A 26,933-nucleotide genomic window follows, 5' to 3' on the forward strand; every position below is an offset into this window, starting at 1 on the left:
CGGGGAGGCCGGCGATGCCTCGGTCGTCGACGAGGAAGTCGAAGGTCAGGACGCGTGGCTCGGCCAGTAGCTGGCCGGGCCACGCGCCGTGGGATGCAGGTATGGGAACAGAGGCGTCGTCCAGGTCGGGCAGGTCGTCCCACCCGGTGAGCTGTCGACCGTGTATGGGGGTGTCCTCGCCCATGAGGAAGGCGCCGAATTGGATCTGCCCATCCTCCGCCACGAGGACTTCGGCAGGTGCCGCACGCACGCCGGATCACCCCCTTCCTTTGGCGAGCCAGGCGAGCTCGCGGGCGATGCCGGCCGGGGTCTGGCTCTCGTGAGCGACGAAGGTGTCGATGGAGACGACCGGCGCACTCGGGGCGCCGCTGTTCATCGCCACGGCCGTGGCAGCGGTCTCGACCTGTGGGGCGAGGGTCGGCCGGTAGGCGGCAACCTCGCTTGTGACGCCGCGCAGTTGGGCGCGCAGGTCGGGGACGGAGTCGGTGATGCCGTCCATGAATCCCGACATGACCAGGTGTCCGGCCGGTCGCAGGATGCGTGCGTCCCGGGTCGGCGGGCCCTTCCAGGAGGTCAGGCTGTCGGTGATGTCGCCGAGGGTGGACCGAATGGATCCGATCATGGATTGGATGCCGGCGACGAACCCCTGGATGAGGCTTGCGCCGGCGTCCCACAGGAGCGAGCCGATGTTGCCCAGGGCGTTTACGGCCATGGACGGGACGTTGCTGATCCAGTCCACCGCCTGGCCCAGGCCGCCGCGTACGGCTGCGAGGAACTGCGAGCCGGCTTGCTCCGCCTTACCGGCGAGGAATCCGGGCAGGGAGGCGATGGCCGACAGTGCCTTGCCGGGCAGGGAGGCGAGCCAGGATACGATGCCGCGCACCATGTCGGGGATCACGCTGTGGCCGACCAGGTGGTCGTAGAGCCACTCGAAGGCGGCCGAGATGCCGTTGACGACCCATTTCACGGCGGCGATGGCCGGTGCCAGGAACCGCTGAAGGCCGGTGATGAAGGTGATCAGCTTCTGAAGCGCAGGGATCGCGTATTGCGTGATCGCCCCGACCCCCATGCTGATCAGGGCAGCGGAGAGCCTGGCAATGGGCGGGATGAGCGGGAGGAGTGCGGGGAGGAGCTGCGCTGCCAGTTGCGTACCGAGCTGGGTGAGCTGCGGAAGCAGTGGCGCAACGGCCATGAAGAGCTGGCCGATCGCGGCTCCGACCTGGCCCATCGCGCTGGCCAGAGCCGGCATGATCGGAGCCAGAGAATTGAAAATCACGACGAGCTGGTCGGCGTACCCGCTGATCAGTTTCGCGATGACCGACGCGAGCCCTGAAAGAACAGGGCCCAGGTATGTTCCGATGCCGCTCGCAAGCTGCGAAATGACGGGCGTAAGCGACTTGAACACGCGCCCGAGAGCGCCGACTACGGGCTGGATTGCGGGCAGAAGCGCCGCGATGATGTTGCCCACGGCGGTAAGCAAGGGGGCGAAGGCGACCACGAGGTTCCCCACCGCAGTGGCAACGGTGGCGAGGACCGGCCCGAGCGCCTTGATCACCGGTTGAAGGGCAGAGCCCAGCGCCTTGATCAAGGTCTGGGCCGGCGGGCCGAGTTGCGATAGCACCTGGCCGACGACGCGGAGCGCCTGCCCGAGCAGCGGCGCTGCGGTCTGGGCCAGTTGCCCCATCGTCGCGTACAGGGCCTTGAGTCCGCCCTGTACGGCCGGGCTGGCAAATGCCGTCTTCATGGCGCCGGTGATGGTCTGGAGGGTGCCGAGAAACCCGCTGCCGCTGGTCTGAGCGGCGCTGAAGACGCTGTTGACGATCGAGCCGACGTTGCCCAGGACGGTCAGCAGCTGCTGCACCATCGCCACCGCGTTCGTGATGAACGTCGTCAGCTGGCCGGACGCGAAAGCCTTCGAGAGCTTCCCGGCGAGCCGGTCGGCCGCACCGCCGGCCAGCTCGGTCAGCTGGCCGAACACGGGGCCGGCCGCAGCGGCGATCTGGGTCAGTCCCGTCACGAACTGACCCGGGATCCGGGACAGATTGCTCAGGCCCCTATTGGCGCCGGCCAGCGCCTGCCCCAACTGGCCGCTGGAGGACAGCTGCCGGACAGCCAGAAGCACGCCTCGGCCCATCTCATTCAGCGCACCGGCCGCACCCACTAGACCGCGCCGGAGCACGGGCAGTGCGACTGCGCCCGCGTTCGTGATCTGCGAGGCCAGCCCGTCGAACAGCCGCTGCTGGACGGCGGTGCGCACCGCGGTGAACTGCGGCTGGGCACCTTGAAGCGCGAGGACGAAGGCCCTCGCGTTCGGCGTGAGTGTGGCCAGCGCCTCGTTGAACTGCGCCGCGTTCTTGGGGTCGAACGCGTTCTTCAGCGCATCGCCGACGCCGAGCGTGCCGATCTTCAGGGCTGCCGTTGCCGTGGCGATGCCCACGATGCCGGTGGCGGCGAGCGCCGCGGCCGGTGCGATGCCCTGAAGCGCGGCTGTCAGACCAGCCGCAACGGGAACGGCCGCCCCGATCGCGGCCGCGATCTTCCCGAACGTTCCCGCCATACCGCCGAGGCCGGCGGCGACACTCCGCAGCCGATCCAGTGCCGAGGCGGCACTGTTGTTGGAACGGCGGTCTCCTTGGATCCGGACAGGGACGAGGATCGGTGGTGCGAGGTGGGCGAGTTCAGCGCGAAGCCGCGCGATCGCCAGGGCGTTCGTCGTGGGCTGCACCGGTACTGGCAGCGCGCCCATGGTTCGCAACTCGGTCCGCAGCCGGCCTCCGAAGCCTCTCAGCGACGGCACCACCGGCACCGTCGCCCTGGCATAGATAGGCGTGCGCAGCTCAGTCCGCAACCGGTCCTTGAATTGCGACAGGTCCGGGAAGACGGGCACCTTCACACGCGCCCGGTGCTCGGTTCTCTCCAGCGCGTCCCGCAGATCAGCGGCGAAGCGGGAGGTATCAGGGACGACGCGGACACTTACGCGGTCCGCTTCGCGCCCTCCGGGGCCAGCCATCGGGAGGGGTCACCTCCTTATGACGGCCCCCTGTTCGGGAGCACCGAAACGTCGCGCCAGGTCGGCGACGGTGGCCGGGCGCCGCTGGTCGGCGGCCGGGCGGGGGAAGCGCCGCGGGCGGCGGATGCGCTTGCGGGAATTGGCCTGCGCGGTGATCCACGCGGCGTCGTTCACAGCGTCGATGACCGAGGCGAGCAGGTGCGCCGAGACGGTCCAGCCGCGGTGGTGGGGCCCACCGCGGATGGCTGCGGCGAGCGCGGAGTCATCGGGGAGTTCCTCTACGAGCCCCAGCAGCAGCGAAGGCGCCACCGGCCGGCTTCCGAAGAGTGCTTCGACCAGGTCGAGGCCGTAGAAGCGGCGGAAGTCGGCGAGCAGCGCCGTTCCGTACTCGTCGGTCAGCTCGCAGAGGGCGAGGGTTCCCCCACGCTCACCGCCGTCGCCCACTGCTCGAAGAGCACCGCGGCGGTGGCGAGGTCTCCGCCGAGGGCGTCGAGGAGCCGGGCAGCCTGTTCGGGAGTCTTGGCAGCGATCTTGAGGGCTTCGGTGATGGCGCCAGTGTCGCCGGCGACGACGAGGGATTCGACGTCTCCGAGGAGGGAACGTTCCTCGGCGCTCATGCGCAGCGGGGAGCGCAGCGTGGCCGTGGTGCCGTCCGGTAGGGCGATGTCGAAGTCTCCGTACTGCCGCTCGGCAGCGCGGCGGATCTCGTCGAGCGTGACGCGGGCCATGGGAACGGACCTCCAGGGTTCGTGCGGACGCTTGTGAGCTGGGCATGGCAAGACTGGGCGGCGCGGCGGTCCGTGATGACCGCGCCGCCCGGCTGACAGGGGCGGGCGCTCAGGAGCCCGGCGGTGTGGAGAACGGGGCGAGAGTGCCGACCTGGTAGGTCCAGTCCTGGCCGGACATGCCCAGGACGGTGGCTCGCACGGGCAGGCCGGCCAGTTTCTCGGCGTCGAACTCGATGTCGTCGGCGCGGGCGATGGACACCCGCGGAAAGTGGAAGAACATGCCCATCGCGCCGTCGCGGACGAGGACGAACAGCGCGCCTTCAAGCTCTTCGGGGATGCTCGGGGTCTGCACGACCGTGCGGCCGGCGGCCTGGATCGTGGTGGCGTTGGCACCCCAGAACGCGCGGTAGGCGTGCTCGTCCCACTGCTGGAGAGCGAAGGTCACGGTTTCCACGCGTGCGCTGGTGGTGTTCCGGATGTTCTTGTTCTGCCAGGTACCGAGCGTTTCGGTCTCTCCGCCTTCGCTGTTGACGCCAAACGGGTCGTCGAGGCTGGTGTGTCCGAGGTCGACCCACGGTGCGGCGGGGTTGGTGATGTCGTCGGGGATGGGCTGGCCGGTCGTGGGGGCGAAGTAGTAGTGGCCCACGGCGGGGTTGAGGACGGCGTTGTCGTCGAGCGGCACGGCGGTGCCCTCCAAGGTCTCTCGGGAACGACGAAGCGCCCCGACAAGGGGTCGGGGCGCTTCGGGTAACAGGTTGAGGCCGCCGGCTACGGGGCGGGGCGGACGGTGAGTTCGTAGGTGGCCTGGTAGCGGTACACGCCATCGGGCGTGCGCGCGTCCGGCAACAGCACGGGGGCCTTGCGCTCGGCGAGGAAACCGATGGAGCCCACGGCCGGCACCACGGTTTGTGCCCGCCACGCGACGACCAGGGCCGTACGGGCGGCGACGGCGAGATTTTCGGCCGTACGGTCCGACTCGGCCCAGGTCTGCACATCGACCACGGCGCGGGCGAGGAACCGCATGTCCACCGCAGCCCCACCGACCGGGCGGGCAAGGACGAACGGCAGCGGCATCGGCTCAGGCAGCAGCGTTCCCACGGTCGCGCCTGCGAAGGCGGGGCGCAGGATGCCGACGAGGAGATCAGCCACGGACGGCAGCATCCGGGCAGGCAACGGCGTCACCCCCCTCGCGCTGCGCGGGTCATGATGTAGAGCCCTTGCATGGGGCCGCCCCGGCGGCCGCGGCTGTTGGTGGAGGCGTCGCGGCCGTACTCGATGGACAGCGCGGCAACATCGACGAGGGACACCACCACATCGGTACGGCCACGCGTCACCTCGATACGGGCGACGCCCTCGGCACGGTGCTCGGCGAGGTTCGCGCGGGCCGCTGCGGCGATACGGTGGGCCCGTGCTCGTACAGCGGCTTTCACCGCCGGCATCCGTGCGAGCCGACGGCTGAGGGCCGTGTTGGCGCTCGCCATTACTCACCCCCTCGTCGGCCACGTCGTGGTGATGCGGGCGCGGATGAGGGCGTCGATGTGCCGCGTGGCAGGTGATCCGTTGTAACGGCGGGGTTCGCCGACCACATCCCAGACGCCGCCGAGCCACTCGACACGCGCCCACGGGCCGAGGGGCGCATCCCGTGCGATCACCCGATAGGTCGCGACGGTGGCTTGTCCGGCTACGGCCGGCTCGTCGGTGTCTTGCGGTTGGACGCGGCACCGGACGACCACAGGGACAGCCGAGGGGCGCCACACGGTATTGCCGCGGTCGTCGGTGGTCTGTTCCTGGGGATAGACGGTGATCGTGTCCGGGCCTGTATCGAGCATGCTCACGGCAGCCACCATTCGCGCTCCAGCGGCAGGTACGGCCCCGTCCCGCGCGGGTAGCGCACCAGGTGTCGCGGGTCGTGCCGGATCGGATCGAGGTAGGGGACGGCGGTGAACGCACCGCGGGCGGCGCCGAGGAGTTGCCATTCCTCGTCGAGGATGGTCAGGAAGCCGGCCGCGGCGCGGGTGTCGATGGTGTAGGCGTAGTTTCCGTCCGTCTCGGAGCGAAAGCCCGAGGGGTTGCGCAGGACGCGCACGACGGCGGCGGCTTCGACGGAGACGACGAGGGCGCGGTAGTGCTCATCCGCGCTGACGCGCTCGTCGAGGTCGGGGATACGAGCCCGGAGGCGCTCCTCGATGTCGTCGAGGAGGACAGCGGCGAGACGCTGTTCGGCGTCATCGAGGTCCCGGCCGAGCCGTGCGCCGACGTCATCGGCGGTTGCGTACGCCATGGCCTCGCCCCTCCACTTCGAGTCGCTCGACGGCCGATACCCACCGGGCAAGTTCGGGGCGGGGGTCGAGTTCGGCGACACGCTCGCGGGCGGCGGCCGACGCGGCTGCCCACCGGTCCCGGAGGGTGAGCGAGCGAATGGCGGACACCCATGCGTCGAGGTTGGCGCGGTCGGCGAACGTTCCGGCCCATGAGACGGACTCGACGAGGCCGGGGGTGGGGTTGGCGATGACGGGGATGCCCGAGCACATGGCTTCGATGGCGGCCATGCCGTATGACTCGTACACGCTCGGCATGAGCAGCACCCGCGTGCGCGACCACACGTTCCCGCGCATGTCCGGGGTGTGCGGGATGATCTCTACGTTCGGCACGTCCCGGCGGATGACCTGTTCGCCGTGGCCGCCGATCACGCCGGCGAACTTGATGTCCGGCATCCTCTCGGCGAGTTCATAGAGGATCTTTCCGCCCTTGTGGGCGTTGAGGTTGACCAGCGTCACCAACTCGCCAGGCGCGGTGGCGTGTTCGGCGGCGTGAATGGGCGGGTGCACGACGATGCCGGGTACGTTGTAGCGGGCCAATTCCCGTTCTATCCAAAGGGTGTTGAAAACCGCTAGGGCGGGGCGTTTGTGCAGCCAGACGCGGGTGTGGTGCATCTCGTTGTGGATGATCTGCACCACCGGAACCCCGCGCGTGCGGCCGTACTGGGTGGCGTGCGGGGTTTCCTGGTGGTGGGTGACCAGGACGCCCGGGGCGAGGGAGCCGAGGAGTTCGGGGACCGTGCCGAGGGATCCGGCACGGTGGACAGTCACGCCCTGGTGGACGTACTCGGCTTCCCCTTCTTCCTGGCTGGTGGTGACCACGTGTGCTTCGTGGCCGGCATCGACGAGCGCCCTGAGCAGCGTGTGGAGCATCGTCTCCGATCCAGCATTGTGGAAAGGAACGTACCAATGGACGAGGGCGACCACCCGCACGAAACATCTCCTTACATCTCGTCGGCATTAGCCGCAGCATTCGCTGGCTACCCCCGACTCACGAGCGATACAGCGCCTTAGCCCATGGCACCGACATCCGCCGACAAGCGCCACAGACCCAGCAGCAGAGCCGCCCCGATCCGAGAGAGACCCGAGCACGCCCGGATCGCTCGATCTCGGGGTCTGCGAAATCGAGTGCGCGACCGCATCATGTGACTCAAATCACAGCAATTATCCGGAATGAAATATTCCTATTGATTTACCCCTTTCACGCCTTTCAGACCTGGACATATCCGTTGATCGCGGACCTGGTTCGCAATGCCCTGATGGCGTGCCTTGACGTTCCCTTGACAGCAAGGGCTTCATTTCGGCGAAATTTCTCCGCTTGGCCCGATCCCCTGCGTTATCTTCCTCCTGGCCGATGCGTAATACGGCTTTCACCAACAGATGAAAACGGGGAAAGAAAACATGAATAAGGTGCGGACCTCCTTCGGAGGTGTCGTCCTGACTGGCGTCCTCACCCTGGGGACGGCTGCGTCCGCCATCGCGGCGACGCCTGCGGACTCCGTGGCCAAGACCGGGCCGTCGGTCGGTGTGCAGCAGGCCTCCGCCATGAACAGCAGTCAGGACGTTGCCGGGGTCGGCGCGGCCTATCGACTCAAGAAACTGGAGTCGCTCACCAGCCCGGGGGCCAAGTCGACGGAAGCCTGGTGGGACTACCTCGCCCTCTACCGTGAGGGCGCAAATTACTTCGGGTTCAATTGGAAGACCGACGGCTGCACCAAGTCGCCGGATAAGCTGCCGGGCGGCTACAACTTCTACTGGGCCTGCTACCGCCATGACTTCGGCTACCGCAATTACAAGAAGTTTGCGGGGGACAGAGTGTTCCGCGCCTACCACAAGAAGCGCATCGACAAGGTTTTCCTCCAGGACATGCGGCAAACGTGCCAGTACAAGCCCTGGGGCGACCCTACTCCGCCCGTGCTGCGGAAGAAGCTGAAAGCCATGTGCCTCAACACCGCGCAGAAGTACTACTCCGCGGTCGTAGTGATGGGCTGACGCCCACCACCGCTCGCAGCTGAACGACGTCCGCCGGTCCGCCGTTGGGCTCGACGCCCCTGTCCGCTCACGAGCGGGCGGGGGCGTCCTCGTAGGCGGCGAAGGCGTCGAGGTCACCGATGGCCCATCCGAAAATGATCTCCGCGCGCAGGGCTACAAGGTTGTTCTCGAAGAGGGACACGAGCTGACCGCCGAGGGTGACGGCGGCGAGGTTCGTGACGTCGAGCCTGAGGTCCTTGACGATGCCGACGCGAAGCTGATTCCAGTCCCCGCCAATGGCCCGGACGAGGGTGTCTGTGCTGGCGCCGATCTGGCCGGATACACCGCGGCCGTAGCGGACAGCCAGCCCCATCAGGGTGTTGGTGGCATCCGACAGGTCGGGGCCTGCGGCCTGGAAGAGCGGGCGGCCGAAGGAGTCGTACGCGTTGACGGCACGGGCGCGAAACCTGGGGTCGGCGGCGAAGCCGGTGAAGTCGTGGCCGTCGTTGATGACGAGTTCGTATCCGTCGCCGATGTCCTTGGCCATACCGCCCTCATCGGGCAGCGCGGTGCCAAGGGTGACGCGGTTGGTGGTGGCGTTGAGGAACTGACCGTCCACCCCCGACAGTTCGGCACCGGTGGTGGCAGCGCGGCCGTGGAGAACGGCCAGGTCCACCGCGCGGGCGATCGCGAACGACAGGTCTCCCTGAATCTGGGAGTACAGGCCGGCTATGTCCGCCTCCATGAACTCTTCGGAGACGGTGACGATGGTGGCGAACTTGCGCGGGGTGACCACCCGCATTTCGTACCGGTACTCGCTCTGTGGCTTGGCCTCGGACTCGCCCACCGGGCCTGCCTCTGGGCGCTGGGCGATGACGGGGATGTTCGTCTGTCCGTAGGACAGGGGCATGGAGTTCGCCATGCCCAGGATGAGGGACTGCTCCTGTGCCTTTTCGAAGATCGGGGCGACGACTTCGACGGGCAGCTGTCCGATGTCGGCGAGCACGCCGGGTGCGGGCATGGGCGAGGGCTCCTATCTGTTCAGGCGGTCGCGCAGGTACTGGTTGAGGGCGTCCTCAGGCGACGGGGGCGCAGACGTGCTGCGGCCTTGGGTGGGGTCGGGAAGGGGGCGGCGGGGGCCGGTGACCTTGGCGGCGATGCGCTCGGCGCGCTCCATGACTTCGGCTTCGGACGAGCCGGTCAGGAACTCGAAGAGGTCTTCGGTGATGCCGTGGGCGCGGGCGGCGCGCTCGCGCCACAGTTCGGCTTCAGCCCGCGTGCGGGCGCCAAGGGCGTCCTCATACTGGTCCTGTAGGGCTTTGGCTCGGGCTTCGAGGTCGGGATAGCGGGTGGCGAGTTCGCTGTTGCGCTTCGCGCGCCGTTCCCAGTCGCGGGCGCGGCGCTTCCACCGGGTGAGCTCGTCCGCTCCCTCGCCGCCGTCCTGGTCACTGTCGTCGGCGGGGTCGTGCTGCTCAGCCGACGGGACGTCGGTGCTGTCGGCGTCTGGGTCGGTGTCGTTCGCGGGGGCCGGCGTGGGTGCTGTGGGGGTGCTGTCGGCCGGTGGCACGGCGGTCTCGGTGGGGGTGTCGGACATCGGGCATCGCTCCCTTTCCGGGTGCGCCCGCCGGTGCCGTTGCGGTACCGGCGGGAATGCGGGCATGGCGGAGACGCCTGTCCCCTCGTGGGGAAGGTGGCGAGATCGTTCACAGGGGCTATGCAGCGGCGGCCGTATCACCATCCGTGGTTCGCCGCTGGCGCTGCTCGTCGATGTGGCGGCGCCACTCGGCGAGCGTTCCGCCGTGCTGACGCCATGCGCGTTCGAGTCGTTCGGCCTCGTCGCGGCCGGGCCACGACTGGGCGTTGAACACCGGGACGGCGACGCACGAACAGCCGTCGTGATACGGCTCGTTCTCACCGCCACGCAGCAGGGCGGCTGACGCGTCTTTGTAGACGGCGCCGCGGGAGACGAGCATCAGGCAGAACGCGCACGGGCTACCGGACAGGGCGCGGCGGGCGTAGCCGAGGGCGGCGGGGTCGTGCCGGGCGGCATCGACGATGGCTTCGCGGCCGGCGTCGCGGGCGTGGCGTTCGGCGACGCGTACGGCGGACTCGACCGCGGTGCCGGGGAGCGGCTCGTCCTCGTCGAGGGCATCGAGCCGGGCGCGCAACGGCCGGTATGCGGCGGCGACGGCGCGCGGCGGGTAGTTCCGTCGCGGCACCTCCACGGTTTCGTCACGGTCGCCCTCCACAGCCGTCAGCCGGTCTCCGGTTTCCTCACGTGACGCATCCTCCTCACTGATGGGCGAGGGTGTTGCGTCACGGTGTGACGCTTCCTGGTCGGGTGCGGGGATGAGCTGGGCGCGGCGCTGGGCAGCGTAGAAGTCGGCGGCGAGCTGCCACGACTCGACGCGCGCCCGGTAGATCGCCGGGTACGCGGCGTCGAGGAACGCGGCCCACTGCGTTTCGGTGGGGCGTCTGCGCAGTGAGCGGACGAGCGGGGAGAGAACGGCGCGCAGGGCGGCGGTGATCGTGTTCTGTCGGCGCCGGTAGGCCTCGGGCGTCATGCCGCCGTCACCTCCTCGTCAGCGGTGTCGCCGCCTGTGGCAGCGAGGTATCTGACAGCGGGGTCGGTATCAGTCATGGCTCGCAGGCGGGCGCGGTACTGCGGGGAGTACCCGAGCTGTTCCCAGGCGGCTTCGACCGGGAGGATTCCGGTGGCCACAAGTTTCGTCACGGCGTCGGCGCGTGCCGCAACGGTGGGTGTGGCGGCGTCACGCCAGACGGTTTCCATCGCCGCCCCGCGGGTGGGATTCATGCCTTCGACGAGCATGGCGAGCCGCATCACACGTTCCCAGGCGCCGCCGAAGGCACGTTGTTTCCGCTCGGCCCGTTTGATCAGCCTCGCTTCGCTGGATCGGATGGCGTCCGCCGACGCGGGGTTGTCGGTGGACATGCCCAGGTAGAACGGCGGCAGGCCGGTCACCGAGGCCACGAGCTTGGCGTAGAGGTTCATGACCTCGGTGAAGTTTCGAAGTTCGGCGGCGGGGAACTGGCCAGCTTTGGCGTCCTCGTTTGCCAGCATCAGGAAGCGGCCGATGTACGCCTCCCAGGCGGGAATCGGGTTGCCGCGGGCGTCGGTGAAGTCCTCTTGCCGGGCGCCGAGTACGTACCGCTGGGGGACGGCCAAGAGTTCCTGGGCGCCCTGCATGTTGGTCAGCGTCCGGCACGCGGCGTCGGTGAGCGCCACCACATCGCGCATCTCGCTCGTGCCGGACCGTTCGCCAGCGCGGCCGCGGTTGGTCAGCATCTCCACCAGGGGCCGGCCGAGCTGGTGCACGTCTTCGCCGGTGACATCCCACCGGCCCCCGCGCGGGACGCGCTCCAGCGACACCGTCCGGTCGGGCAGGTAGAGGCGGGCGGCGTACGGCGGCGTCACGGGGTGGGCGTCGGCGCGGTCGTGCGGCTCGTCCTCGGAGTCCTCGGCCAGGACGCGGAGGGCAGCGGTGATGCGGCGGGTGTAGGGGTCGAAGTCGGCGGCCATGGTGCGGGCGGACTCCACCCTGATCACTGGCGGGGCGCCGGCGTCGAGGGCGGTACCGACAGTGATGAAGGAGCGGCCGTAGACGAGGGCGTCGAGGTGGGCGAGCTGGGATTCCTCGTCAAGGTCGTTGGCCTGCCACCACTGCCACAACCGGTCGTCAGCGTCGGCGGCGCCGTCGAGGCGGAAGCCTTCGACGTCCAGCCGCTCTTCGAGTGCATCCACGTACAGCGCCGGCCAGTTGACCACGGTGGACAGCTGGCGCATCTCCGGCGGCAGCGACAGGCCGATGGAGGCGAGGCGGACGCGGCCCTCGTAGTAGTGGTCCAGCCGGGCGCGGGTGGCGGTGCCGCTGGTCAGCTTGCGTTCGAGGCGGGCGACGGTGTCGGCGTAGGGGATGGTCACGGCTCACCCCCTCTTCGCTTGCGTTGCTGATCAACGGAGCACGATGACGCGCCGGTCCTTGCGGGTCGCGCCCTTACCGCTCATGGTCAGGTCGTAGCGGGCCATCTCGGCGAGCAGGCAGGCGGCCCAGCCGTCTACCTTCCGCCGGCTTCCGCGCCGGTCCTTGCCGAAGCTGATGCCGTAGCGATTGGGCCTGCGGCGGGCGTTGAGGACGTGGCGCCGTAGCGTCACGTCACCGGTGTGACGGATCTTGGTGTCGTGTACGGCGCGCATGAGGCGCTCGTTGCCGAGCGTGGATTGATACAGCCGGCCGCGCATGTCCCAGGCGACCGGGTTGGACGGAGAGGCGCGTACGCGGACGGTTTCGCGGAAGTCGCGGCCCCAGGCGTCCACGTAGCTTTCCCAGTGCTCGACATCGGCGAAGAGGCCGGCGACGTCGTAGCAGTCGAAGGCGTCGCGGACGGCGGTGTCCACGGTTTCGCGGTCGATCTCCCAGCCTTTGCCAGCCGGGCCGTCGGGGCGTTCCCAGATGCCGAGCGGGACGAACAGCCGGTCGCCGATGCGGCAGGCTACGAGGGCGGTGGCATCGTCGCGGATGGAGCCGTCGAAGCCGAGGACGATAGTGTCCCCGTCGGACAGCTCGGCGTCAGTGCGGCACGCATCCCACTCATTGGGAGCGAACAGTGCGTCATCGGCGGTGGCGACTTCGTTGAGATAGAAGCGCCGGGAGTCGGCGGGGTCGGTGGACGTGTCGTAGATCTCTTCCAACACGCGGTCGACGCGCACCCATGGCGCGTCCCGGTACAGCCGCTTCAACGCGGCGCGGACCTCAGCCTCGTCGGACAGGTCCTTGACGGTGGCCTGTGGGTGGTAGCGCATCAGGCCGCCAAGTTCGCGGCGAGCCAGGGCGCGTGCGGCATCTTCGCTGGTCTTCTCGGCTACGGAGTCCTCGCCGGGAACCCATGTGTTGGTGGTCTCCAGCGAGCGGCCGTTCATCTTGCCGAGGTTGCGGCGGATGGTGGCGGCCAGCCGTCGGCCGCCGTTGGTCGGCAACCACAAATGCGGCTCGTCGAGGATGGCGGCGGTGAGCCGCTGGCCCTCGCGGGAGGCCGCGGAAGCGGTGACGGGCTCCAGCTTTCCCGCGCGAGTGCGGACACGGGTCAAGCCGATGTCGAGACCCGGTATGGCGTGTGCGGCATCGCCGTCGCGGAGCATGGCGAGGACGAGCGACATGGTGTTGTCGGTCTGGTCCTGGCTGACTGCGGCGAGCTGCACATGGGGCGACGGGTGTGGACGGCCGACGGCTTCGCCCGCAGCGTCGAAACCATCGAACACCGTTTCCGCGGCCAGCTCGCAACATGCGAGGGCGCCGGCGAGCGGGGACTTGCCGGCGCCCTTGGGCATGACGACCTGGCCGCGGCGGAACAGCCACGCGCCGTGGGAATCGACGGCGTACCACCAGGCCATGACGCGCGCTTGTGTGTCAGTCCACCGCCACGGATCGCCGGCCGCGGCACCGTCCGGTTGGGCAAGGAACGTCTCACCCCATGCCAGGACGCCCCATCCGAGCGTCGCTATCCCGTAGTCGGTGGGCATCCCCAGCGGCAGGCCGTCAGGGGCGAGGGGAACCTGTTGTCCAGCGAGCGTGACGCGCAAGGGTCACACCCCCTTCACCTGCCCCCACCTCGCACGTGCAGCGGCGCGGGCCTGCTCGGACACGAGGTTCTGTTTGCGCGTGGCGTCGGCTGAGGCGTCGGGCAACTTCAGCGACTTCAGCAGCGACGCGAGAACCGAACGGTGTTGCCGGACTTCGGAGACGAGCGGGGAGGCCACAAGCTGCCCCATGGAGCCCTTGACCATGAGCGGGGCATCGGCCAGCTCGGCTTCGAGGCGGTCGATGATGTCGGCCTCCCGGCAGGCATCAGCGAGGATGCGCGCCTCATCGGGGCGCAGCTCGTACCGCTCGATGACCTCGCGCCACAGTCGGCGCCCGGCGGCGCCGAGCTTCGCGGGTGGGCGCGGTTTGGCCCGCTCGGTATCGAAACCGGCCATGGCGACCACCCCCAACCACGGGCGAAGGACGGGCGAAAACAGGGCAGAGTCGCACGCATGGCCAGGGTTGCTATGACGGTGCGGTCAAAATCGGACACCGGGCCTGGGGATCTCCCCCAGGGTTTGCCCAGGTCAGATGGCGTTTCAAGGGGAGTGCGTAGGTGTATGTCGACCGCGTGGCCTACGCGGCGCCGTCGACATGATCGTCGGCCTGTCAGGGCGCGTGTCGGCGACGCGCTGCGGGGTGCGGTTCGGCCGGCCGATTGCGGGGACGCTGGGCTCGGGACTTCGCGGCGGCCGTGCCGCCCTCGCTGCTCGACTTCTTCCGGTGGCACGGCTCCGAGTGGATCGCGGCGAGGTTGTCTGGTGAGTGGTCGTCGCCGGGGGTGATGTGGTCCACCTGGTCGGCGCCGTGTTTGCCGCAGACGTGGCAGATGCCATTGTCGCGGCGGAGGATCGTGGCGCGCAGGATGGGCCAATTCGGCGGCAGGCGCTTCGCGCGGCTGCTGGTGTTCCACGCCATGCGGGTCACCTCCTCACGGGTTGCGTTTGTCGCCGGGCCACACGCCGGTTTGGTCGTGGTGCCACTGGCTACAGATGCGGCGGGCGCGGTCATCGCCGACGTGTTTGGTCAGGTGGCGGTGGCAGCGGGTCCAGTCTCCGGGGGTGCCCCAACGAATCTTCGCGGCGCCCTCGCCGTTCTTCCAGTAGCGCTCAAGGCTGTCTGCCACGGTCGCGCTCCTTTACTGGCGGTGCTGGCCGCGCGGGATCTGGCGCATGAGGCGTTCGTACTCGCGGCGGCTGAGGTGGTAGCGCGGGTCGGGCGTCCGCTCGGCGCGCTGGGTGGTGGTCGTGGTGGTCACGCGGTGGCCTTCCTCGGCGGTGCCGGCTGGCCGGGTGCGGGGAGTTCGCGGAGGTCGTAGCGGATGTTGCCGCGGCCGGTGCCGTGCTGGGTGATGCGGCCCTCGTGTGCCCACCGGTAGACGGTGGGCACGGGCCGGCGGCTGTAGGCGGCGGCTTCGTCGGGCCGTACGAGGATGGGGGCGCTCAACGCACGAAACCTCCCTTGGGAAAGGCGAATGGGCCGCCTCTCGGGGGTAGAGGCGGCCCATTCTGGTCTGCACGCGAAGGGACGGTATGCCGCTGTGCGGTGACACGTATTGCGCTCGTATCAGAAGGTATTTTCATGGGCTCAGGATTGTCAACCCATTACGCCGCAGCGGTTTCCGGGGTTGCGTTCCGCTGCGTTTCTGCGAGTTCGATGAGTTGCGGGCCACGCCATTGTTCGCCGCAGTCCGGGCAGCCAGCGACGAGGGCGGCGGGGTTGGCGGTGATGGCGCCGCCGCAGGGGCAGGGGCCAAGGGGGATGCGCGGGGTGTCGCCGTCGATGACGCGTCGGGCTCGGCTGTGAAGCCGTGCGATCTCATGGGCGAAGTCCCCGGCGGCCAGGTGCTGTTCGGTCGCCCATGGGAGGTTCACACGAAGCCGCTGGGCTGCGCTAGTAACGCGGTCGTGGGCGGTGCCCCACTTGGGTTGGTCCCAGCCGAGGAGGTCGTACCAGTCGAGCACCCATGAGACGAGGATGTCGGCGATTCCGCCTGTGGCGGTGAGGTTGAGGGCGTCAATGTTGCACGGCGCGGGAGCGTCTACGGCGACGCTCTTTCCGGTGCTAGTCGGCTTTATTCCGATGATGCTTTCTAGCTTTCTGTAGAGCGCGGGTATTTCGTCTAGAACGGTTGCCGTTCGTGTTTCGCAGATTCGGCAGATGAATCGTTCCCCGTTTGTGCTGCGGGGGCAGTTCTGGCAGTCACTCATGCGGCGTTCCTGAGCTGGCGGCGGAGGTCGGGGCCGTCGAGGTGGACGAGGGTGGCGGTCTGCGCGAGGCGGCTTACGAGACGGTCGCCGAGGCGGCTGGCGAGGTCGGGTCCGGTGGGGCGGCCGGTGTCGTCGAGGGCAGCGCGGACGGGAAAGTTCGTGGTGACGATGAGCGGTAGGCACTGGTTGTAGCGCTCATTGATGAGCCGGTAGGTGGCTTCCTCGGTCCACTCGGACAGTTTCTCGGTGCCGAGGTCGTCGAGCAGCAGCAGCGGGACGCGGCAGAGCCGTTTCAGCTCGTGCTCGGTGCCGTGGGTGCTTCCGCCGGGGCGAAGGCGCCCGTACATGTCGGGTGCGGTGGTCGCGATCATCTCGAAGCGTCGGGGGCCGGTCTCGGCGATGTGGCGCAGGGCGCCGTAGGCCTGGTGGGTCTTGCCGCTTCCGATGGTGCCGGTGAGGACGAGGAATCCGGCGTCCCGGTTGTCGGTGGTGGCGCGGGTGGCCCATGCGAGTACGTCGGGGTGGGTGGCGGTGGCCTCGCGGTAGCGGTGTGGGGCGGCGGTGCGCCAGCGGTTGAGGGCGAAGTTGGCGCGCTGTCGGCGGTGGTATTCGGGGTGGCCGGGCTCGTCCGGGGTCGGCTCGTCGGCTATTGGTCCGGTGGTGGTGTCGGGGCAGTGCTCGACGATGCCAGCCATGAGGCGGGCGAGCAGGGACGGGCTGTTCTGGGCGAGGGTCTGCGGGTCGGCCATGGGGCGGGGCTCCTCAGAATCCGAGGTCGTTGGCGTAGGCGTCGGCGGGCGGGCATTGGAAGGGCTGATGCCCGCCGATGGTGGCGCGGGGCGGCGGCGTGCTGGTGCCGGGCGGCGGCGCGGGCGGAAGTTCGCTCCAGCCCCGCAGGAAGTAGCGGGCGGACGCGACATCCGTGCGGGCGGCAGCTTTGACGGCATGGTCCGTCATGGCCTCGATGCCGGCCTTCTCGATGAGGGCGAGGACCGGGAACCACTGGTCGCCGTGGAAGGGCCAGCGGACGACGACGCCCGCGGCGGTGAGCCGGTCGACGAGCGGGCGCGCGGCGTCGGGGATGCCATGCGCGTGACGGTCGGCGGGCGGGGCCTCTTGCTGGCTGGCTGAGGGTGTAGTTGATGAGGGGTTAAGAGGGGTAGGGGTCCCGGATTCCGGGACACTGAGGTCCCGGATTCCGGGACACTGAGCTGGTTCAGTGTCCGGGGTTTCGGCACACTGAGGGGCGGTGTCAGTGTCCGCATTTCCGGGACGCTGAGCGCCGTCAGTGTCCCCAGAATCGAGACGCTGAGACGGGGCGTCAGTGTCCCGGTTTTCGGGATGCTGAGGCGCGGCCGGGAACAGGGGTATGCGGTACTTCGCGGCGGCGTTCTTCTGGCCGGCCGCGACCCGTTCCAACGCGCCCTTGGCGGTGAGCGCCTTCAATACGACGTACATCTGTGACCGGGACACGCGGGTACGGTGCAACATCTCGGGGCGCTCCACGCTGTTCCAAGTGGTCCGCGTCTCGTCGTTGGCATCCTCGGCAAGAGCCACCAGGACGTGCGCCTCACGGTGCGTGAGATCCCGCGGCGCGCGGTCCAGCACATCAACGATCAGGCGGATTCCCACGGGTCTGCTTCTCTCCATCCTTCCGGCCAGGCGGCGCTATGCCGGGACTTCGAACAGCTCGGCTTGGGCGACAAGCGGCCGGTTGGCCCACACCACTTCCGTGCGGGCACCGTTGCCCTCGGCGGCGTTGCCGGTGCGGGTGGCGAGGGCGTAGCGGTGCCATCCCTCGTACAGCTCGGCGTACAGGGGCGAGTCGTAGCCGGACAGCATCACCGGGGCTCGGCATCGCCGCAGGGCCGCGGCGAGCGCCCGGTGTGCGTCCTCGTCGGGCATTTCGACGCGGTAGCCGTGGCCGTTGCGGGTCTCGTCGAGGTAGGGCGGGTCCACATACAGCAGCGCATCGGGGTTCGCCCCGTACGCCTCGATGACATCGAGGGCGGGGCGGCATTCCAGCGTCACCGCGGCAAGCCGGGCCGCCGCGGCGGCGAGGCGCCCGCGGTAGCCGTCGAGGTACACGGGCATCGGGGAGCTTCCCGCCTTGATCTGAAAGCGCCAACCGGTCTTGTCGAGCCGCGCCGAACGCCCCTGGGTGAGACGAACCCACACCCGGCGGGCGCGTTCGAGGTCATCGCCGGGCGACGCGGTGCCATAGGCGGCGATGTGCTCGGCACGGCTGTGCGGGGTGAGCGTGACCGCGCGGGCGAAGTCGTCGTACCGGTCGCGCAGCACCCGCCAGAACGTCACCAACTCGGCGTCGAGGTCGTTGACCGTCTCCATGCGCGACGGCGGCTTGGCGAACATCACGGCGAGCGACCCGGCGAACGGTTCGACGTAGTGGTCATGGGCCGGCATGAGCGAGACCAGCCACGGGGCGAGCTGGATCTTGCCGCCGAAGTATGGCACTGGCGGTTTCATGTCATGCACCATCCGGAATCACAGCCGCTGTCCTCGTCGGCGAACGGCAGCACGTCCACGCCATCGGGTATTGCGTCCTCGAGGGGACGGTTGAACCGGGTCAGGAACACCGGGTCCCGTTCCAACACGGCACGGCGCTCATTCAGCAACGCTTCGAGGTCACAGGCCCGTTGGAAGAGCTCAGGTTCCTCACGCCGCATGTCCGCCCACACCGAGGGGCGGTGAAACGGGCAGAACCAACAGGCACTCTTGGGCGGCATCGGGAGTCCCGCGGACCGGATGATCCGTACGCAGTCGGTTCGCCGTATGCCCAGGTCCAACAGGGGGTAGTCGATGCGCTCGTATGGCTCGGCGCGGCGCTTGTTGGCCCGTCCAATCTCGTCCACGCTGATCCCGATGCCGACCGTGGCAGGGTTGTCGCGGCTCGCGCCGCGCCGTTTCAGCTCCCGTGCGATGACCTTGATTTTGAAGTCGGCCGTACAGCTGCGGGTGCCGGGGGCACCGTTGGACATCCGTACCGGGATCGGCAGCGATCGTGAGCCCTCGCGGGTGAGGCGGCTGAACAGTGTCTCGGTGGTGCCGTCGCGGCGGATGCGCTCGACTTCGGTCAGCTCGATGCCGTGTTGTTCGGCGAACGGGCGGGCGTGCTCGGCGATATAGCGCAGGGTGCCGGGGTGCTCGGAGTCGTCGCCGACGTTGGCGAAGATGAAATGCCGGTACGGGATTTCCCCGCGGGAGGCGAGGACGAGCGCGGCCGTGGACTGCCAGCCACCGCCGAAAGAGAAGAACCGCAGTTCGTCAGTGGCCGTCGTCATCGGTGGCCCCCTCGGTCTCTGGCTTCCCTGCCGAGCCAGCCGCTTCCTCGGCGGCGAAGGTGTCGGCGATCTGCCGCAGGGTGCCGGGCACGATGTGCCGGGGCATGTTGCCGCTCATCTCGACTACGCCGTCATGCCCGACGAGGACGACGAGGGCGGCATCACCAGGGGCTATGACGCGGATGTTGATGTCGTCGGCGTTCACTGGGCATCCCCCTCGTCGTCGGTCTCCGTGGTCCACAACGGGGCGTCGGCGGGGTGCTCGGCGGCTTCCTCGTCGGCCGCGGGGGTTTGCTCGTGTTCGGGGGTCGGCTCGGCGGCGGCAGGCTCGCCCGTGGTCGCCTTGCGGCGGCGGACCGTGCGGGTCTCGCCCGTGGCGCCGTCGGTGAGTTCTTCCGCCGCGTACGGGACGCCGTGCAGCACATCGGATGCAATGAGGCGGCAGGCTTCGGCGGTGGCGCGGGCCAGCAGCATCGCCGTGGGCTGGCGCTTCCAGTTGTCTTTGCCGGTCAGCTGGGCGTCGCGGGCGCGTTCGATGGTCCATTCCGAGCTGTGGACCTCCGTCTCGCCCGCGCGCCTGCCGCACACGACGGCATGGGTGGCGGTGGTCTCCTCTTCCCAGATGGCGTGGCCGTGGGACTGGACGAGGGCGCGCATGGCGTTCGCGCGCATCGCCGGCGTTCCCTTGATGAGGTCGAAGGAACGCAGGGCGGCCATCGGCGACAGGCCCATCTCTGTACCGGTGAGGATGGCGGCGGTGATGGCAAGGTCGGCCATGTCGGCTTCGGTGCCGTCGGCGGTGAGGTAGAAGTCTGCGTACCGGTAGGCGGCGGCCTGCAGAGCTGTCTCCGGCCAGATGCCGGAGGCGGACGTTTTGTAGTCGAACAGAGCCACTTCGCCGAAGGGCAGAGCGGCCACTATGTCGAGCGTCCCGGCGTAGAAGTGGGCGCGGGAGCCGATCACGGCCTCTGTCAGCAGCGGGCGGACGGCCCAGTCGTCGAGGAAGTCGGCGCACGCGGAGACGTAGCCGTACAGCTCGTCGGGAACGTTCACGTCCTCGCCGCGGGAGAGCGCTTCGGCGTAGCGGTGGACTTCGGTGCCACGGACGGCCGCGGCGTTCCGTTCACGGAAGGGGGCGCGGCGGATCTCGTCATACGCGGTCTCGGCCTGGCCGGAGGCCACCAGCGGCGCGAGCGCGCGCCAGTGGTCCACCGCGTACCTGGCTGCGGACTTCGCCGCCCATGGGACGAGCGCGGGTTTGGGCAGACCGCCGCCGATGAGGGTGGTGACGCCGGTGACGGGCTCGCCGTCGAGTTCGTAGCGGTGTCCGCGGGCGATTTCCGTGCGAAGGAGGGTCATTGCGCTGCCCTCTTCCGAACGCGGGCGGTCGTGGTCATGTCGGCGTGGTGGGCGAGGTCGGCGGCAAGGCGCCGGGCGTCTTTCTCCGACAGGGCAAAGTCGATGGGCTGGCCAAGAGAGGCCACGACCGATTCGCGGATCGCGTCGAGCGCGGCGGCCGCGCTGTTAACGACGTGTTCGGGCAGCTCACGGGTCTCTTCGAGGCTGGCGAGTCCTTCCCAGGTGCGGCGCCGCCGGGCCACCTCGTCGAGCATCGCCGGGACCCATTTCGGGTCCTCGGCATGCTCGGCAGCGAGGGCATCGACGACGAGTTCGGCGATGCCGTCGGCCTCCAAGAGCACGCGCCGCCGGTCGTCGGCGAGCCGGACAGTAATCACACCGCCCCCTCTCGGCCTACGGTGTTCACGGTGAGGTATCCGGCGGCGAGCAGTCGCCTGCGGATGAGCCCGACGCCGCGCGGGGTGACGCGCAAGGTGTAGTGGGAGCACGGGCCGGTGATGGTGTGGCTGACGACGTGCTCGGTAGGGCGGAAGTGCGGCCGGTACTGGGCGTACGCGTCGTAGAAACGGTTCCCGCATGGCTGGTGCCGGGGAAAGATCAGGCCCTCATCGACGAGGAAGCCCCACAGCCACCGCTCACGGACTTCGAGGAGTTTGGCCACCTCGCGGACGAGCCGGTCGGAGTCGTGCGCGGCCATGTAGGCGTCATGCGCCTCCGCCTTCGGCTCCATTTCCTTGACTCGCTCGTCGGCGACGACGAGCGCACGGGCGGTGCGGACGAATTCCTCGGCGAGCGCGAGCACTCCAGACGGCTGGGACAGGTCGGGCAGCGTCGGCACGGCGCCGGGGGCGGTGTAGGTGCCGGTGCGGCGGATCTGCGGCAGGACCTCGTGCGTGATCCACCGTTTGAAGGTGCGTGCCTGCGGCTTGCGGGACCGCAGGATCAGCGAGTAGAGCCCCGGCTCGGTAACGATGTAGGCGTTGGGCTGTCGACGGCCGGTCGAATCGATGACTTCAGCAGTGCTGAACTCGTCGTCGTCCAGGCCGCGCAGGGCTTCGGTGGGATTGGTCAGGCCGAGGATGTCGAGGACGTCACGGGCGACCCACCACGGGGCGCCGTCGATCATGATGGTCCGTACGGTCTGGCCAGTGTCCGGGAAGGTGAACACTGCCGGGGTGGTCTCGCTGGGGCCGTGCATCATCGCTGCTGCTCCCCTTTCACGGTGACGGCCGCGCACTGCTGGCGCAAGGTCGCAGCGTGGGACAGTGCCGCCTCGGCGGCTCGTTCGATCTCGGCGGCGTACGTCGCGGCACGGTGCGGCGCATGCTCGGCGAGGGCTTCGACCCACCGCGCCGCCTGCTGTGCCCGGCTGAGCGCGTGGACCGCCTCTCGGGCCGTCAGGACCGAGTCAGCGGCAACGAGCTGCGTGGTGTGGACTTCGGTGTCTTCGCCGTCGCGGTGCGCTTCGACATACGAACTCGCCAGACGCCCCCGCAGCGCGACGAGTTCGGATGTGCTCATGGACGCATACGGCGCGCTCACCGGTCACCACCCACGTACCGGGCGTAGACGCGATGTTCGCCGTCTACGGTGCGCGCCGTCGCCTCGAAGGCTCCGGTTGGCCGGTAGGCGCACAGCCGTCCGTCACGGATCGCTTGTGCCGCGGCCCCCGCCTGGTCGGAGGTCTCCGTCCTACGCACCACAGCCCATTCGCCCGGTCGTTCCCTGAGCTGCTGAGCAGCTTCTACGTGGCCGGCGGATCTTCCCGGAACCGCCGGTGGCGGGCCCATGAACTCCGCGGCCGTGCTCACACCCCTCACTCCGCATACCCCCTGTCGTCTACCTGACCAATCGGTATGTTTTTCTATGTGAACACAGGGAGTTTCACATGTCACGAACGACATGTCTACGAAAAAGAACAAGAGAGGGTGGAGATAGCTGTCTCTCGTCTATAGTCGTGAACGATCTGTCTAGGGAAAGAACAACCCATTTTTCCCGGCGGTGAGACGAGCCGGCACACCTTCACCGAAGGAGAGAACGTGTGCTTATCAAGGCGACAGGAGGCGCAGCATGGCTGACGAGCAGCACGCAGCACTCTCCGACCTCGTACGGCGGCGGCGCGACGAACTCGGCCTAAGCCTGCGGTCTTTGGCAAGTTGCTGCACCGATCCGGAGACCGGCGAGCAACTGAAGTTCGGGTGGCTGCACAAGCTGGAGAAGGAAGAATCCGTCATCCCTCCGCAGCTTCCCGGACTGCGAGCGCTCGCGACTGGCTTGAAACTGCCGTTGAAGCTCGTTCAGGAGGCGGCCGGGGCTCAGTTCATGGGCATCATCTCGGAGGTCTGGAGCGAGGCCGGCGACGCGCGCGCCCTCGTGGCGTACTACGAGGAGCTGTCCGAACCGGAGCAACGCCAACTCAAGGCCCTCGTTGAAGCGTTCTCCCGGAACCGCGGCGACAACCAGTCACAGCACCGAAGTTGACGACCTTCGGCATTTTGCCGTAGTGGATTGTCATACCCCCCAGCTAGTGTCAATCGAGCCATCGCCCTTTGGGCTACCGATCTGCGCGCATGCGCGCCAGACCCGCGCTGGGGGGTCACTTTGTCCACTCCTGTCGTCCGTATCGAGTTCAAAGACGACATGCCGTCCGGAAAGTACGCCGTTCCTGTGGAAACCGACGGCGAACTGGTCTGGCACGTCCGCCCCGGGGCCATGCGCAAAGAGGCAGTCGACGAAGTCGCCGCGATCCTGTGCCACCTCGCCCAGCACGGATGGCAGCAGCGCTGGGCAAGCCAGCCCACGACCGAACTGCACCAGGCAGACAAGGCCACCCAGGACCCCGCGCACCCTTTCACCCTGCGCATGGAGACGCGACACGACCTGCCCCGCAGCCGGCACGCAGCACTCCTTGAAGCCGACGGCGAACTGGTCTGGTGCGTCCGCCCCGGCGTGATGCGCACAGAGTTCATCGAGGACGCCGCGCTCGCGCTGGGCTACCTCGTACAGCACGGGGCATGGGCCCAGGACTGGACTCCCAGCGACCGCTGACCAGCATCATGAACCGGCCTGCCGCACTGACGCGGAGACACTGAGGCACCCCCGTCCGCCCTGGGACCAGCAGCACTCGGCCGCCCAGCACTCCCGCCGTGGGTTCGCCGGGACCGGCAGAACGAGTCCTCGAAATCATCAAAAGGTATTGCACGGCTTCCATTTCCGATGTAACGATGTGCCGTATGAGCGCCCCAACTGGCGGCACGGGCCGCAAACTCACCAAGAACCCGCTCGGGCCTTCCGGCGACCAAGTACGCCGTAACATCACCCGCCTTCGTAAGGCCAAGGGGTGGGACAAGAAAGAGCTCGCCCGGCGCGTGACCGACCTGGGACGCCCCATGCCCGAACTGGCAATCGGCCGCATCGAGGCTGGCGCCCGACGCGTGGATGTGGACGATCTCGTCGCCCTCGCCGTCGTGCTCGGAGTGAACGTCTCGGCGCTGCTGCTTCCCCCAACCGACTACGACCGCGAGCAATGCGGCGTGACCGGGGCGGGCGAGGTGAGCCAGAGCGTGGCGTGGGACTGGGCGGACGGACAGCGCCCGCTGGCGTACGGCAGCGACCCTGGCGCCACGCATCTCCAGTTCCTCATGCACGCGCGCCCCGCCGGGCGCCGCATGGCGGAGATGCCGCCCATGTCGCACGACGAGAAGGGGGAGGCGTGACCACGAAGGCAGATTCCCGCAGCTCAGCGCGGCAGGAGCTCATGTCCATCGACGAAGTGGCCGCGTTCCTGCGGAAGCCAAAGAGCTGGGTCTACGGGAACTGGCGCAGCGAAGGCATCCCCTTCAAGAAAGTCGGCAACCAACTCCGCTGCCGGCCAGCGGACTTGGACGACTGGCTCGACCGACAGATCCCGTGATCACACGCCGTTCTGTCGAGCCCCTGAGAACCACAGGCCGGGCATCCGCCCGGCCTGTCGGCGCAGAGAGGACAGTGATGGCCACGACGAAAGGCAGCACCGCGCCGAAGCGCGGCAACGGCCTGGGGAGTACCCCGGTCGAAATTCCGAGGAAGGGAAGGCCGAACACCTGGGGCGTCCGTACTCCTCTCCACTTCGACAAGGCGCAGGGCAAGAAAGTCCGCTACTGGATCGGACGGGAGTACGAGAACAAGACCAAGGCGGACCGTGCCCTCCGCAAGTGGATCAACGACTACGAGGCCGGCAACGTCGCCCCGAGGTCTGACATCAAGCTCGGGGAGTGGCTGGACCGCTGGTTATCGAACGTTCAGGTGGAGGAGACCACTAAGGCTGGGTACGGGCCAAAGATCCGCCTCCACATCAAGCCGCACCTTGGCACCAAGAAGGTGCAGGAAGTCACGGACGACGACCTCGATGCCCTGTACAGGATGCTGGAGAGGACGCCGTGCCCCACGAAGCGCGACGGCAAGCCACTCGGCGCATCCTCGGTGCGGAAGATCCACGACATCCTGTTCCAGGCTCTGGAAGCGGCGGTCGAAAAGGACCGCCTCACAAAGAACCCCGCGAGGACAGCCAACCCACCGACCGCGCGGAAGATCAAGGCTCAGGTCCCTGACTTCCCCACCCTCACCGACGAGGAGACCGCGGACTTCCTCTCCGATATCTGGAAGCCCTGTGGGGGCCGTAGATGTGGCGATTTTCACCACTGCACCCGAGACTCCGCGCTGTGGACCACATACGCCGCGAACGGGCCCCGCCGAAGTGAAGCGCTCGGAATGATGAAGGACCTCATCCACTGGGATGACTGCGCGATCGAGCTGGACTGGGTCGTCGTCGAAGTGGGCAACACCTACGTCCTGCGGAGACTGACCAAGGACGGAGACGACAAGCCCGTCATCTATGCGGATCAGGCCCTCATGAACGTTCTAAAGCGCCAGGTAGAGCGCGTGGAGATCGAGCGAGACCGGGCCGGGGACCTCTGGGTCGAACACGGGCTGATCTTCCCGCGGGACACCTACCGCCTCCGCAAGGATGGTCCACCGCCGGGCGGCCCGCAGGATCCGGAGAAGGTCTCCGCTCGCTGGCGACGGACCCGAGAGCGGCTGAAGCTCCCCGAGGACTTCCGGCTTCACGACTGGCGAGGAAGCCGGATCACGAACGACCTGGAAGCGGGCGAGAACCCCGTTGAGGTCTCGGCCAACGCACGGCATCACTCGCCCGGCTACACGATGGAGCGGTATGGCCGACGGCGCCCTGACAACGCGCGCCGACTGGCTGCCAGCGGCGCGAGCCGCATCGGGCTCACTCGGATCGCATGATCCCGGGCCACTGGTCACGCGCCGAAGCGGCTGATGCGTTGGTCACACGGTTGGTCACGCGAGACCCTGAGAAATAGAAAAACCCCTGATAAACAGGGGTCTCTCTGAGTGCGCGAGGGGGGAGTTGAACTCTCCTCTCGCGCACTCTTGTTTTTATCCTATGACCAGCCAAAATGCCTTCGGGACCTCACCTCTTGGCCTCGCCCGTTGTTGTCTGTGACCTGGCCTTTTCCGGGTGTTTCTGGGTGCTGTTGGTCATGCGTTGGTCACGCGATTCCCGTGCCCGACCAGCTCTTTTCCCGAAGCGTTGGACACGCTGCCGGTGCGGCTCGTCGCAAGAGGGCGTCGGCGGCTGACGCTTCGCCGCGGCTTACGGCAGTTCTGTGCGTGGGCGTAGACGACGGCGGCCGTGGCCAGTCCGCGGCTTTCCCAGTTGTGCCGTACGAGTCGCTGGATCTTCATGCCGTGGTGGCGGGCCTCCCATCCCCGGACGCTGCGACCGGTGATGGTGGCCACCCGTTCCACGCTGCCGATGGTTTCGCCGTGCAGCCTCACCAGCCATTGCCCCTCGAAGGAGGATGCGAGCTGGGCGAGGGTGTACCCGTCTCCGAACTCGTGGGACATGTCCACGGTCCGGACGACTCGCTCGGCCTCTTCCGGTTCGATGCTCAGCGTCTCGTGAGGCGAGGGCGAAGCGGCTGCCGTTCTGTCGTCCGGGGGCGTGGTGGTCGACGTCTCCTCGTCGCTCGGTGCCGCCTGGATGGCGGCAGTGCGGATGGTGGCCACTAAGTCGGCTGCGATGCGTTCGATGCCTTCGGGGCATCCGTCGAGGTGGTCTTCGCCGTCGGGTAGCGGCCGGCCGCGGCGTATGGCGTCGGCGGCGAGCTCGGCGCAGTGGGCGAGGGCGGTGGTCAGTTCGAGGATGCGGTCCGCCTCGCTGCTGTCGCCCGTGGGCTTCGGCAGCCTGATCACTCGCGGCGTCGCGGTGGACGGGTCGCGGCGGCGCTCGGCGACGCGGGCGCGGTACGCCTTGGCCTGGCAGGCGCGCGAGCAGTAGACGGCGGGGCGCCCGGTGCGAGCGCGTGGCCGCTTGGGGCCGGTGCACACGGGGCAGGTTTCGGAGTGGGTTGCGGCAGGCATGGA

The 26,933-nt window shown here is 68.4% G+C and carries 35 protein-coding genes and 1 pseudogene; 6 read left to right on the forward strand and 30 right to left on the reverse strand.

All coding sequences use genetic code 11. From position 1 onward, the window contains the following. From ACFY12_RS34960 to ACFY12_RS35005, 10 genes and pseudogenes are all read right to left on the reverse strand, one after another. Positions 1-250 (reverse strand): annotated as a pseudogene (locus tag ACFY12_RS34960) (phage tail protein); the annotation flags it as partial. Between the two features lie 6 nt (positions 251-256). Next, complete coding sequence (locus tag ACFY12_RS34965; protein ID WP_390720024.1) at positions 257-3,010, reverse strand: hypothetical protein; 2,754 nt, start codon at positions 3,008-3,010, stop codon at positions 257-259. Positions 3,011-3,019: 9 nt separating this feature from the next. Beyond that, positions 3,020-3,454, reverse strand: coding sequence for a hypothetical protein (locus tag ACFY12_RS34970; protein WP_390720025.1), 435 nt, complete (start codon positions 3,452-3,454; stop codon positions 3,020-3,022). Then, the gene (locus ACFY12_RS34975; RefSeq protein WP_390720026.1) at positions 3,406-3,738 is read right to left on the reverse strand and encodes a phage tail assembly protein; all 333 of its coding nucleotides are present in this window, start codon (positions 3,736-3,738) and stop codon (positions 3,406-3,408) included. The genes ACFY12_RS34970 and ACFY12_RS34975 overlap by 49 nt, the downstream gene beginning before the upstream one ends. 109 nt (positions 3,739-3,847) lie before the next feature. After that, positions 3,848-4,420, reverse strand: a complete 573-nt coding sequence (locus ACFY12_RS34980; RefSeq protein WP_390720027.1) for a hypothetical protein — start codon at positions 4,418-4,420, stop codon at positions 3,848-3,850. 86 nt (positions 4,421-4,506) lie between these two features. Beyond that, entirely contained in the window at positions 4,507-4,887 is a 381-nt protein-coding gene (locus ACFY12_RS34985; RefSeq protein ID WP_390720028.1) for a hypothetical protein, read from the reverse strand. Between the two features lie 29 nt (positions 4,888-4,916). Further along, positions 4,917-5,219 (reverse strand): DUF5403 family protein, encoded by a 303-nt coding sequence (locus ACFY12_RS34990; RefSeq protein ID WP_390720029.1) that lies wholly within the window; start codon positions 5,217-5,219, stop codon positions 4,917-4,919. Between the two features lie 3 nt (positions 5,220-5,222). Beyond that, complete coding sequence (locus ACFY12_RS34995; protein WP_390720074.1) at positions 5,223-5,567, reverse strand: hypothetical protein; 345 nt, start codon at positions 5,565-5,567, stop codon at positions 5,223-5,225. A gap of 2 nt (positions 5,568-5,569) precedes the next feature. Continuing rightward, positions 5,570-6,019 carry a Gp19/Gp15/Gp42 family protein gene (locus ACFY12_RS35000; protein WP_390720030.1) on the reverse strand — a complete coding sequence of 150 codons (450 nt, stop codon included), beginning with the start codon at positions 6,017-6,019 and terminating at the stop codon, positions 5,570-5,572. Further along, complete coding sequence (locus tag ACFY12_RS35005; protein WP_390720031.1) at positions 5,997-6,989, reverse strand: glycosyltransferase family 4 protein; 993 nt, start codon at positions 6,987-6,989, stop codon at positions 5,997-5,999. Before ACFY12_RS35005 ends, ACFY12_RS35000 begins: the two co-directional genes overlap by 23 nt. A 468-nt stretch (positions 6,990-7,457) precedes the next feature. Here ACFY12_RS35005 and ACFY12_RS35010 point away from each other — a divergent pair, with 468 nt between their 5' ends. Beyond that, entirely contained in the window at positions 7,458-8,048 is a 591-nt protein-coding gene (locus ACFY12_RS35010; protein WP_390720032.1) for a phospholipase A2, read from the forward strand. Between the two features lie 67 nt (positions 8,049-8,115). On the opposite strand, the gene ACFY12_RS35015 is transcribed toward ACFY12_RS35010, so the two are convergent. The 19 genes from ACFY12_RS35015 to ACFY12_RS35105 all read right to left on the reverse strand — a co-directional run bounded on the left by ACFY12_RS35015 (position 8,116) and on the right by ACFY12_RS35105 (position 22,019). Beyond that, on the reverse strand, positions 8,116-9,048 hold the full coding sequence (locus ACFY12_RS35015; protein ID WP_390720033.1) for a phage major capsid protein: 933 nt from the start codon (positions 9,046-9,048) through the stop codon (positions 8,116-8,118). A 12-nt stretch (positions 9,049-9,060) separates the two neighbouring features. Beyond that, a complete protein-coding gene (locus ACFY12_RS35020; RefSeq protein ID WP_390720034.1) occupies positions 9,061-9,621 on the reverse strand; it encodes a hypothetical protein in 561 nt (186 codons plus the stop codon). A gap of 118 nt (positions 9,622-9,739) precedes the next feature. Continuing rightward, positions 9,740-10,591, reverse strand: a complete 852-nt coding sequence (locus ACFY12_RS35025; protein ID WP_390720035.1) for a hypothetical protein — start codon at positions 10,589-10,591, stop codon at positions 9,740-9,742. Then, positions 10,588-11,970 carry a phage portal protein gene (locus tag ACFY12_RS35030; RefSeq protein ID WP_390720036.1) on the reverse strand — a complete coding sequence of 461 codons (1,383 nt, stop codon included), beginning with the start codon at positions 11,968-11,970 and terminating at the stop codon, positions 10,588-10,590. Before ACFY12_RS35030 ends, ACFY12_RS35025 begins: the two co-directional genes overlap by 4 nt. 30 nt (positions 11,971-12,000) lie before the next feature. Further along, positions 12,001-13,626, reverse strand: coding sequence for a terminase (locus ACFY12_RS35035; RefSeq protein WP_390720037.1), 1,626 nt, complete (start codon positions 13,624-13,626; stop codon positions 12,001-12,003). A 3-nt stretch (positions 13,627-13,629) separates the two neighbouring features. Further along, positions 13,630-14,022, reverse strand: coding sequence for a P27 family phage terminase small subunit (locus ACFY12_RS35040; protein WP_390720038.1), 393 nt, complete (start codon positions 14,020-14,022; stop codon positions 13,630-13,632). Between the two features lie 214 nt (positions 14,023-14,236). Continuing rightward, complete coding sequence (locus ACFY12_RS35045; RefSeq protein ID WP_390720039.1) at positions 14,237-14,545, reverse strand: HNH endonuclease; 309 nt, start codon at positions 14,543-14,545, stop codon at positions 14,237-14,239. Between the two features lie 13 nt (positions 14,546-14,558). Next, positions 14,559-14,753, reverse strand: a complete 195-nt coding sequence (locus ACFY12_RS35050) for a hypothetical protein (protein ID WP_390720040.1) — start codon at positions 14,751-14,753, stop codon at positions 14,559-14,561. 128 nt (positions 14,754-14,881) lie between these two features. After that, positions 14,882-15,073, reverse strand: coding sequence for a helix-turn-helix domain-containing protein (locus tag ACFY12_RS35055; RefSeq protein ID WP_390720041.1), 192 nt, complete (start codon positions 15,071-15,073; stop codon positions 14,882-14,884). Positions 15,074-15,231: 158 nt separating this feature from the next. Then, positions 15,232-15,837 carry a hypothetical protein gene (locus ACFY12_RS35060; protein WP_390720042.1) on the reverse strand — a complete coding sequence of 202 codons (606 nt, stop codon included), beginning with the start codon at positions 15,835-15,837 and terminating at the stop codon, positions 15,232-15,234. Continuing rightward, complete coding sequence (locus ACFY12_RS35065; protein ID WP_390720043.1) at positions 15,834-16,586, reverse strand: ATP-binding protein; 753 nt, start codon at positions 16,584-16,586, stop codon at positions 15,834-15,836. Before ACFY12_RS35065 ends, ACFY12_RS35060 begins: the two co-directional genes overlap by 4 nt. A gap of 13 nt (positions 16,587-16,599) precedes the next feature. Beyond that, entirely contained in the window at positions 16,600-17,469 is an 870-nt protein-coding gene (locus tag ACFY12_RS35070; protein WP_390720044.1) for a hypothetical protein, read from the reverse strand. Positions 17,470-17,505: 36 nt separating this feature from the next. Beyond that, the gene (locus ACFY12_RS35075; RefSeq protein WP_390720045.1) at positions 17,506-18,324 is read right to left on the reverse strand and encodes a DNA adenine methylase; all 819 of its coding nucleotides are present in this window, start codon (positions 18,322-18,324) and stop codon (positions 17,506-17,508) included. Further along, entirely contained in the window at positions 18,321-19,139 is an 819-nt protein-coding gene (locus tag ACFY12_RS35080) for a phosphoadenosine phosphosulfate reductase (protein WP_390720046.1), read from the reverse strand. The genes ACFY12_RS35075 and ACFY12_RS35080 overlap by 4 nt, the downstream gene beginning before the upstream one ends. After that, on the reverse strand, positions 19,123-19,344 hold the full coding sequence (locus ACFY12_RS35085; protein WP_390720047.1) for a hypothetical protein: 222 nt from the start codon (positions 19,342-19,344) through the stop codon (positions 19,123-19,125). The genes ACFY12_RS35080 and ACFY12_RS35085 overlap by 17 nt, the downstream gene beginning before the upstream one ends. After that, positions 19,341-20,498: a hypothetical protein gene (locus ACFY12_RS35090; protein ID WP_390720048.1), complete on the reverse strand. Its 1,158-nt coding sequence runs from the start codon at positions 20,496-20,498 to the stop codon at positions 19,341-19,343. The genes ACFY12_RS35085 and ACFY12_RS35090 overlap by 4 nt, the downstream gene beginning before the upstream one ends. Then, positions 20,495-20,875 carry a hypothetical protein gene (locus ACFY12_RS35095; RefSeq protein ID WP_390720049.1) on the reverse strand — a complete coding sequence of 127 codons (381 nt, stop codon included), beginning with the start codon at positions 20,873-20,875 and terminating at the stop codon, positions 20,495-20,497. Before ACFY12_RS35095 ends, ACFY12_RS35090 begins: the two co-directional genes overlap by 4 nt. Beyond that, the gene (locus ACFY12_RS35100) at positions 20,872-21,699 is read right to left on the reverse strand and encodes a phage antirepressor (protein WP_390720050.1); all 828 of its coding nucleotides are present in this window, start codon (positions 21,697-21,699) and stop codon (positions 20,872-20,874) included. The genes ACFY12_RS35095 and ACFY12_RS35100 overlap by 4 nt, the downstream gene beginning before the upstream one ends. Further along, positions 21,696-22,019 (reverse strand): hypothetical protein, encoded by a 324-nt coding sequence (locus ACFY12_RS35105; protein ID WP_390720051.1) that lies wholly within the window; start codon positions 22,017-22,019, stop codon positions 21,696-21,698. The genes ACFY12_RS35100 and ACFY12_RS35105 overlap by 4 nt, the downstream gene beginning before the upstream one ends. Before the next feature lie 549 nt (positions 22,020-22,568). On the opposite strand from ACFY12_RS35105, the gene ACFY12_RS35110 reads away from it, so the two are divergent. The 5 genes from ACFY12_RS35110 (at position 22,569) to ACFY12_RS35130 (ending at position 25,790) form a co-directional block, all read left to right on the forward strand. Further along, positions 22,569-22,979, forward strand: a complete 411-nt coding sequence (locus ACFY12_RS35110; protein WP_390720052.1) for an XRE family transcriptional regulator — start codon at positions 22,569-22,571, stop codon at positions 22,977-22,979. 120 nt (positions 22,980-23,099) lie between these two features. Continuing rightward, positions 23,100-23,546, forward strand: coding sequence for a hypothetical protein (locus ACFY12_RS35115; RefSeq protein ID WP_390720053.1), 447 nt, complete (start codon positions 23,100-23,102; stop codon positions 23,544-23,546). Between the two features lie 185 nt (positions 23,547-23,731). Further along, entirely contained in the window at positions 23,732-24,214 is a 483-nt protein-coding gene (locus ACFY12_RS35120) for a helix-turn-helix domain-containing protein (RefSeq protein ID WP_390720054.1), read from the forward strand. Continuing rightward, positions 24,211-24,411, forward strand: coding sequence for a helix-turn-helix domain-containing protein (locus tag ACFY12_RS35125; RefSeq protein ID WP_390720055.1), 201 nt, complete (start codon positions 24,211-24,213; stop codon positions 24,409-24,411). The genes ACFY12_RS35120 and ACFY12_RS35125 overlap by 4 nt, the downstream gene beginning before the upstream one ends. Before the next feature lie 77 nt (positions 24,412-24,488). Next, positions 24,489-25,790, forward strand: coding sequence for a tyrosine-type recombinase/integrase (locus tag ACFY12_RS35130; protein ID WP_390720056.1), 1,302 nt, complete (start codon positions 24,489-24,491; stop codon positions 25,788-25,790). Positions 25,791-26,045: 255 nt separating this feature from the next. Here ACFY12_RS35130 and ACFY12_RS35135 read toward each other — a convergent pair whose 3' ends face one another. Next, positions 26,046-26,930 (reverse strand): hypothetical protein, encoded by an 885-nt coding sequence (locus ACFY12_RS35135; protein WP_390720057.1) that lies wholly within the window; start codon positions 26,928-26,930, stop codon positions 26,046-26,048. Between the last annotated feature and the right edge of the window lie 3 nt (positions 26,931-26,933).

Source organism: Streptomyces sp. NPDC001339, assembly GCF_042895955.1.
Taxonomy (GTDB): Bacteria; Actinomycetota; Actinomycetes; order Streptomycetales; family Streptomycetaceae; genus Streptomyces.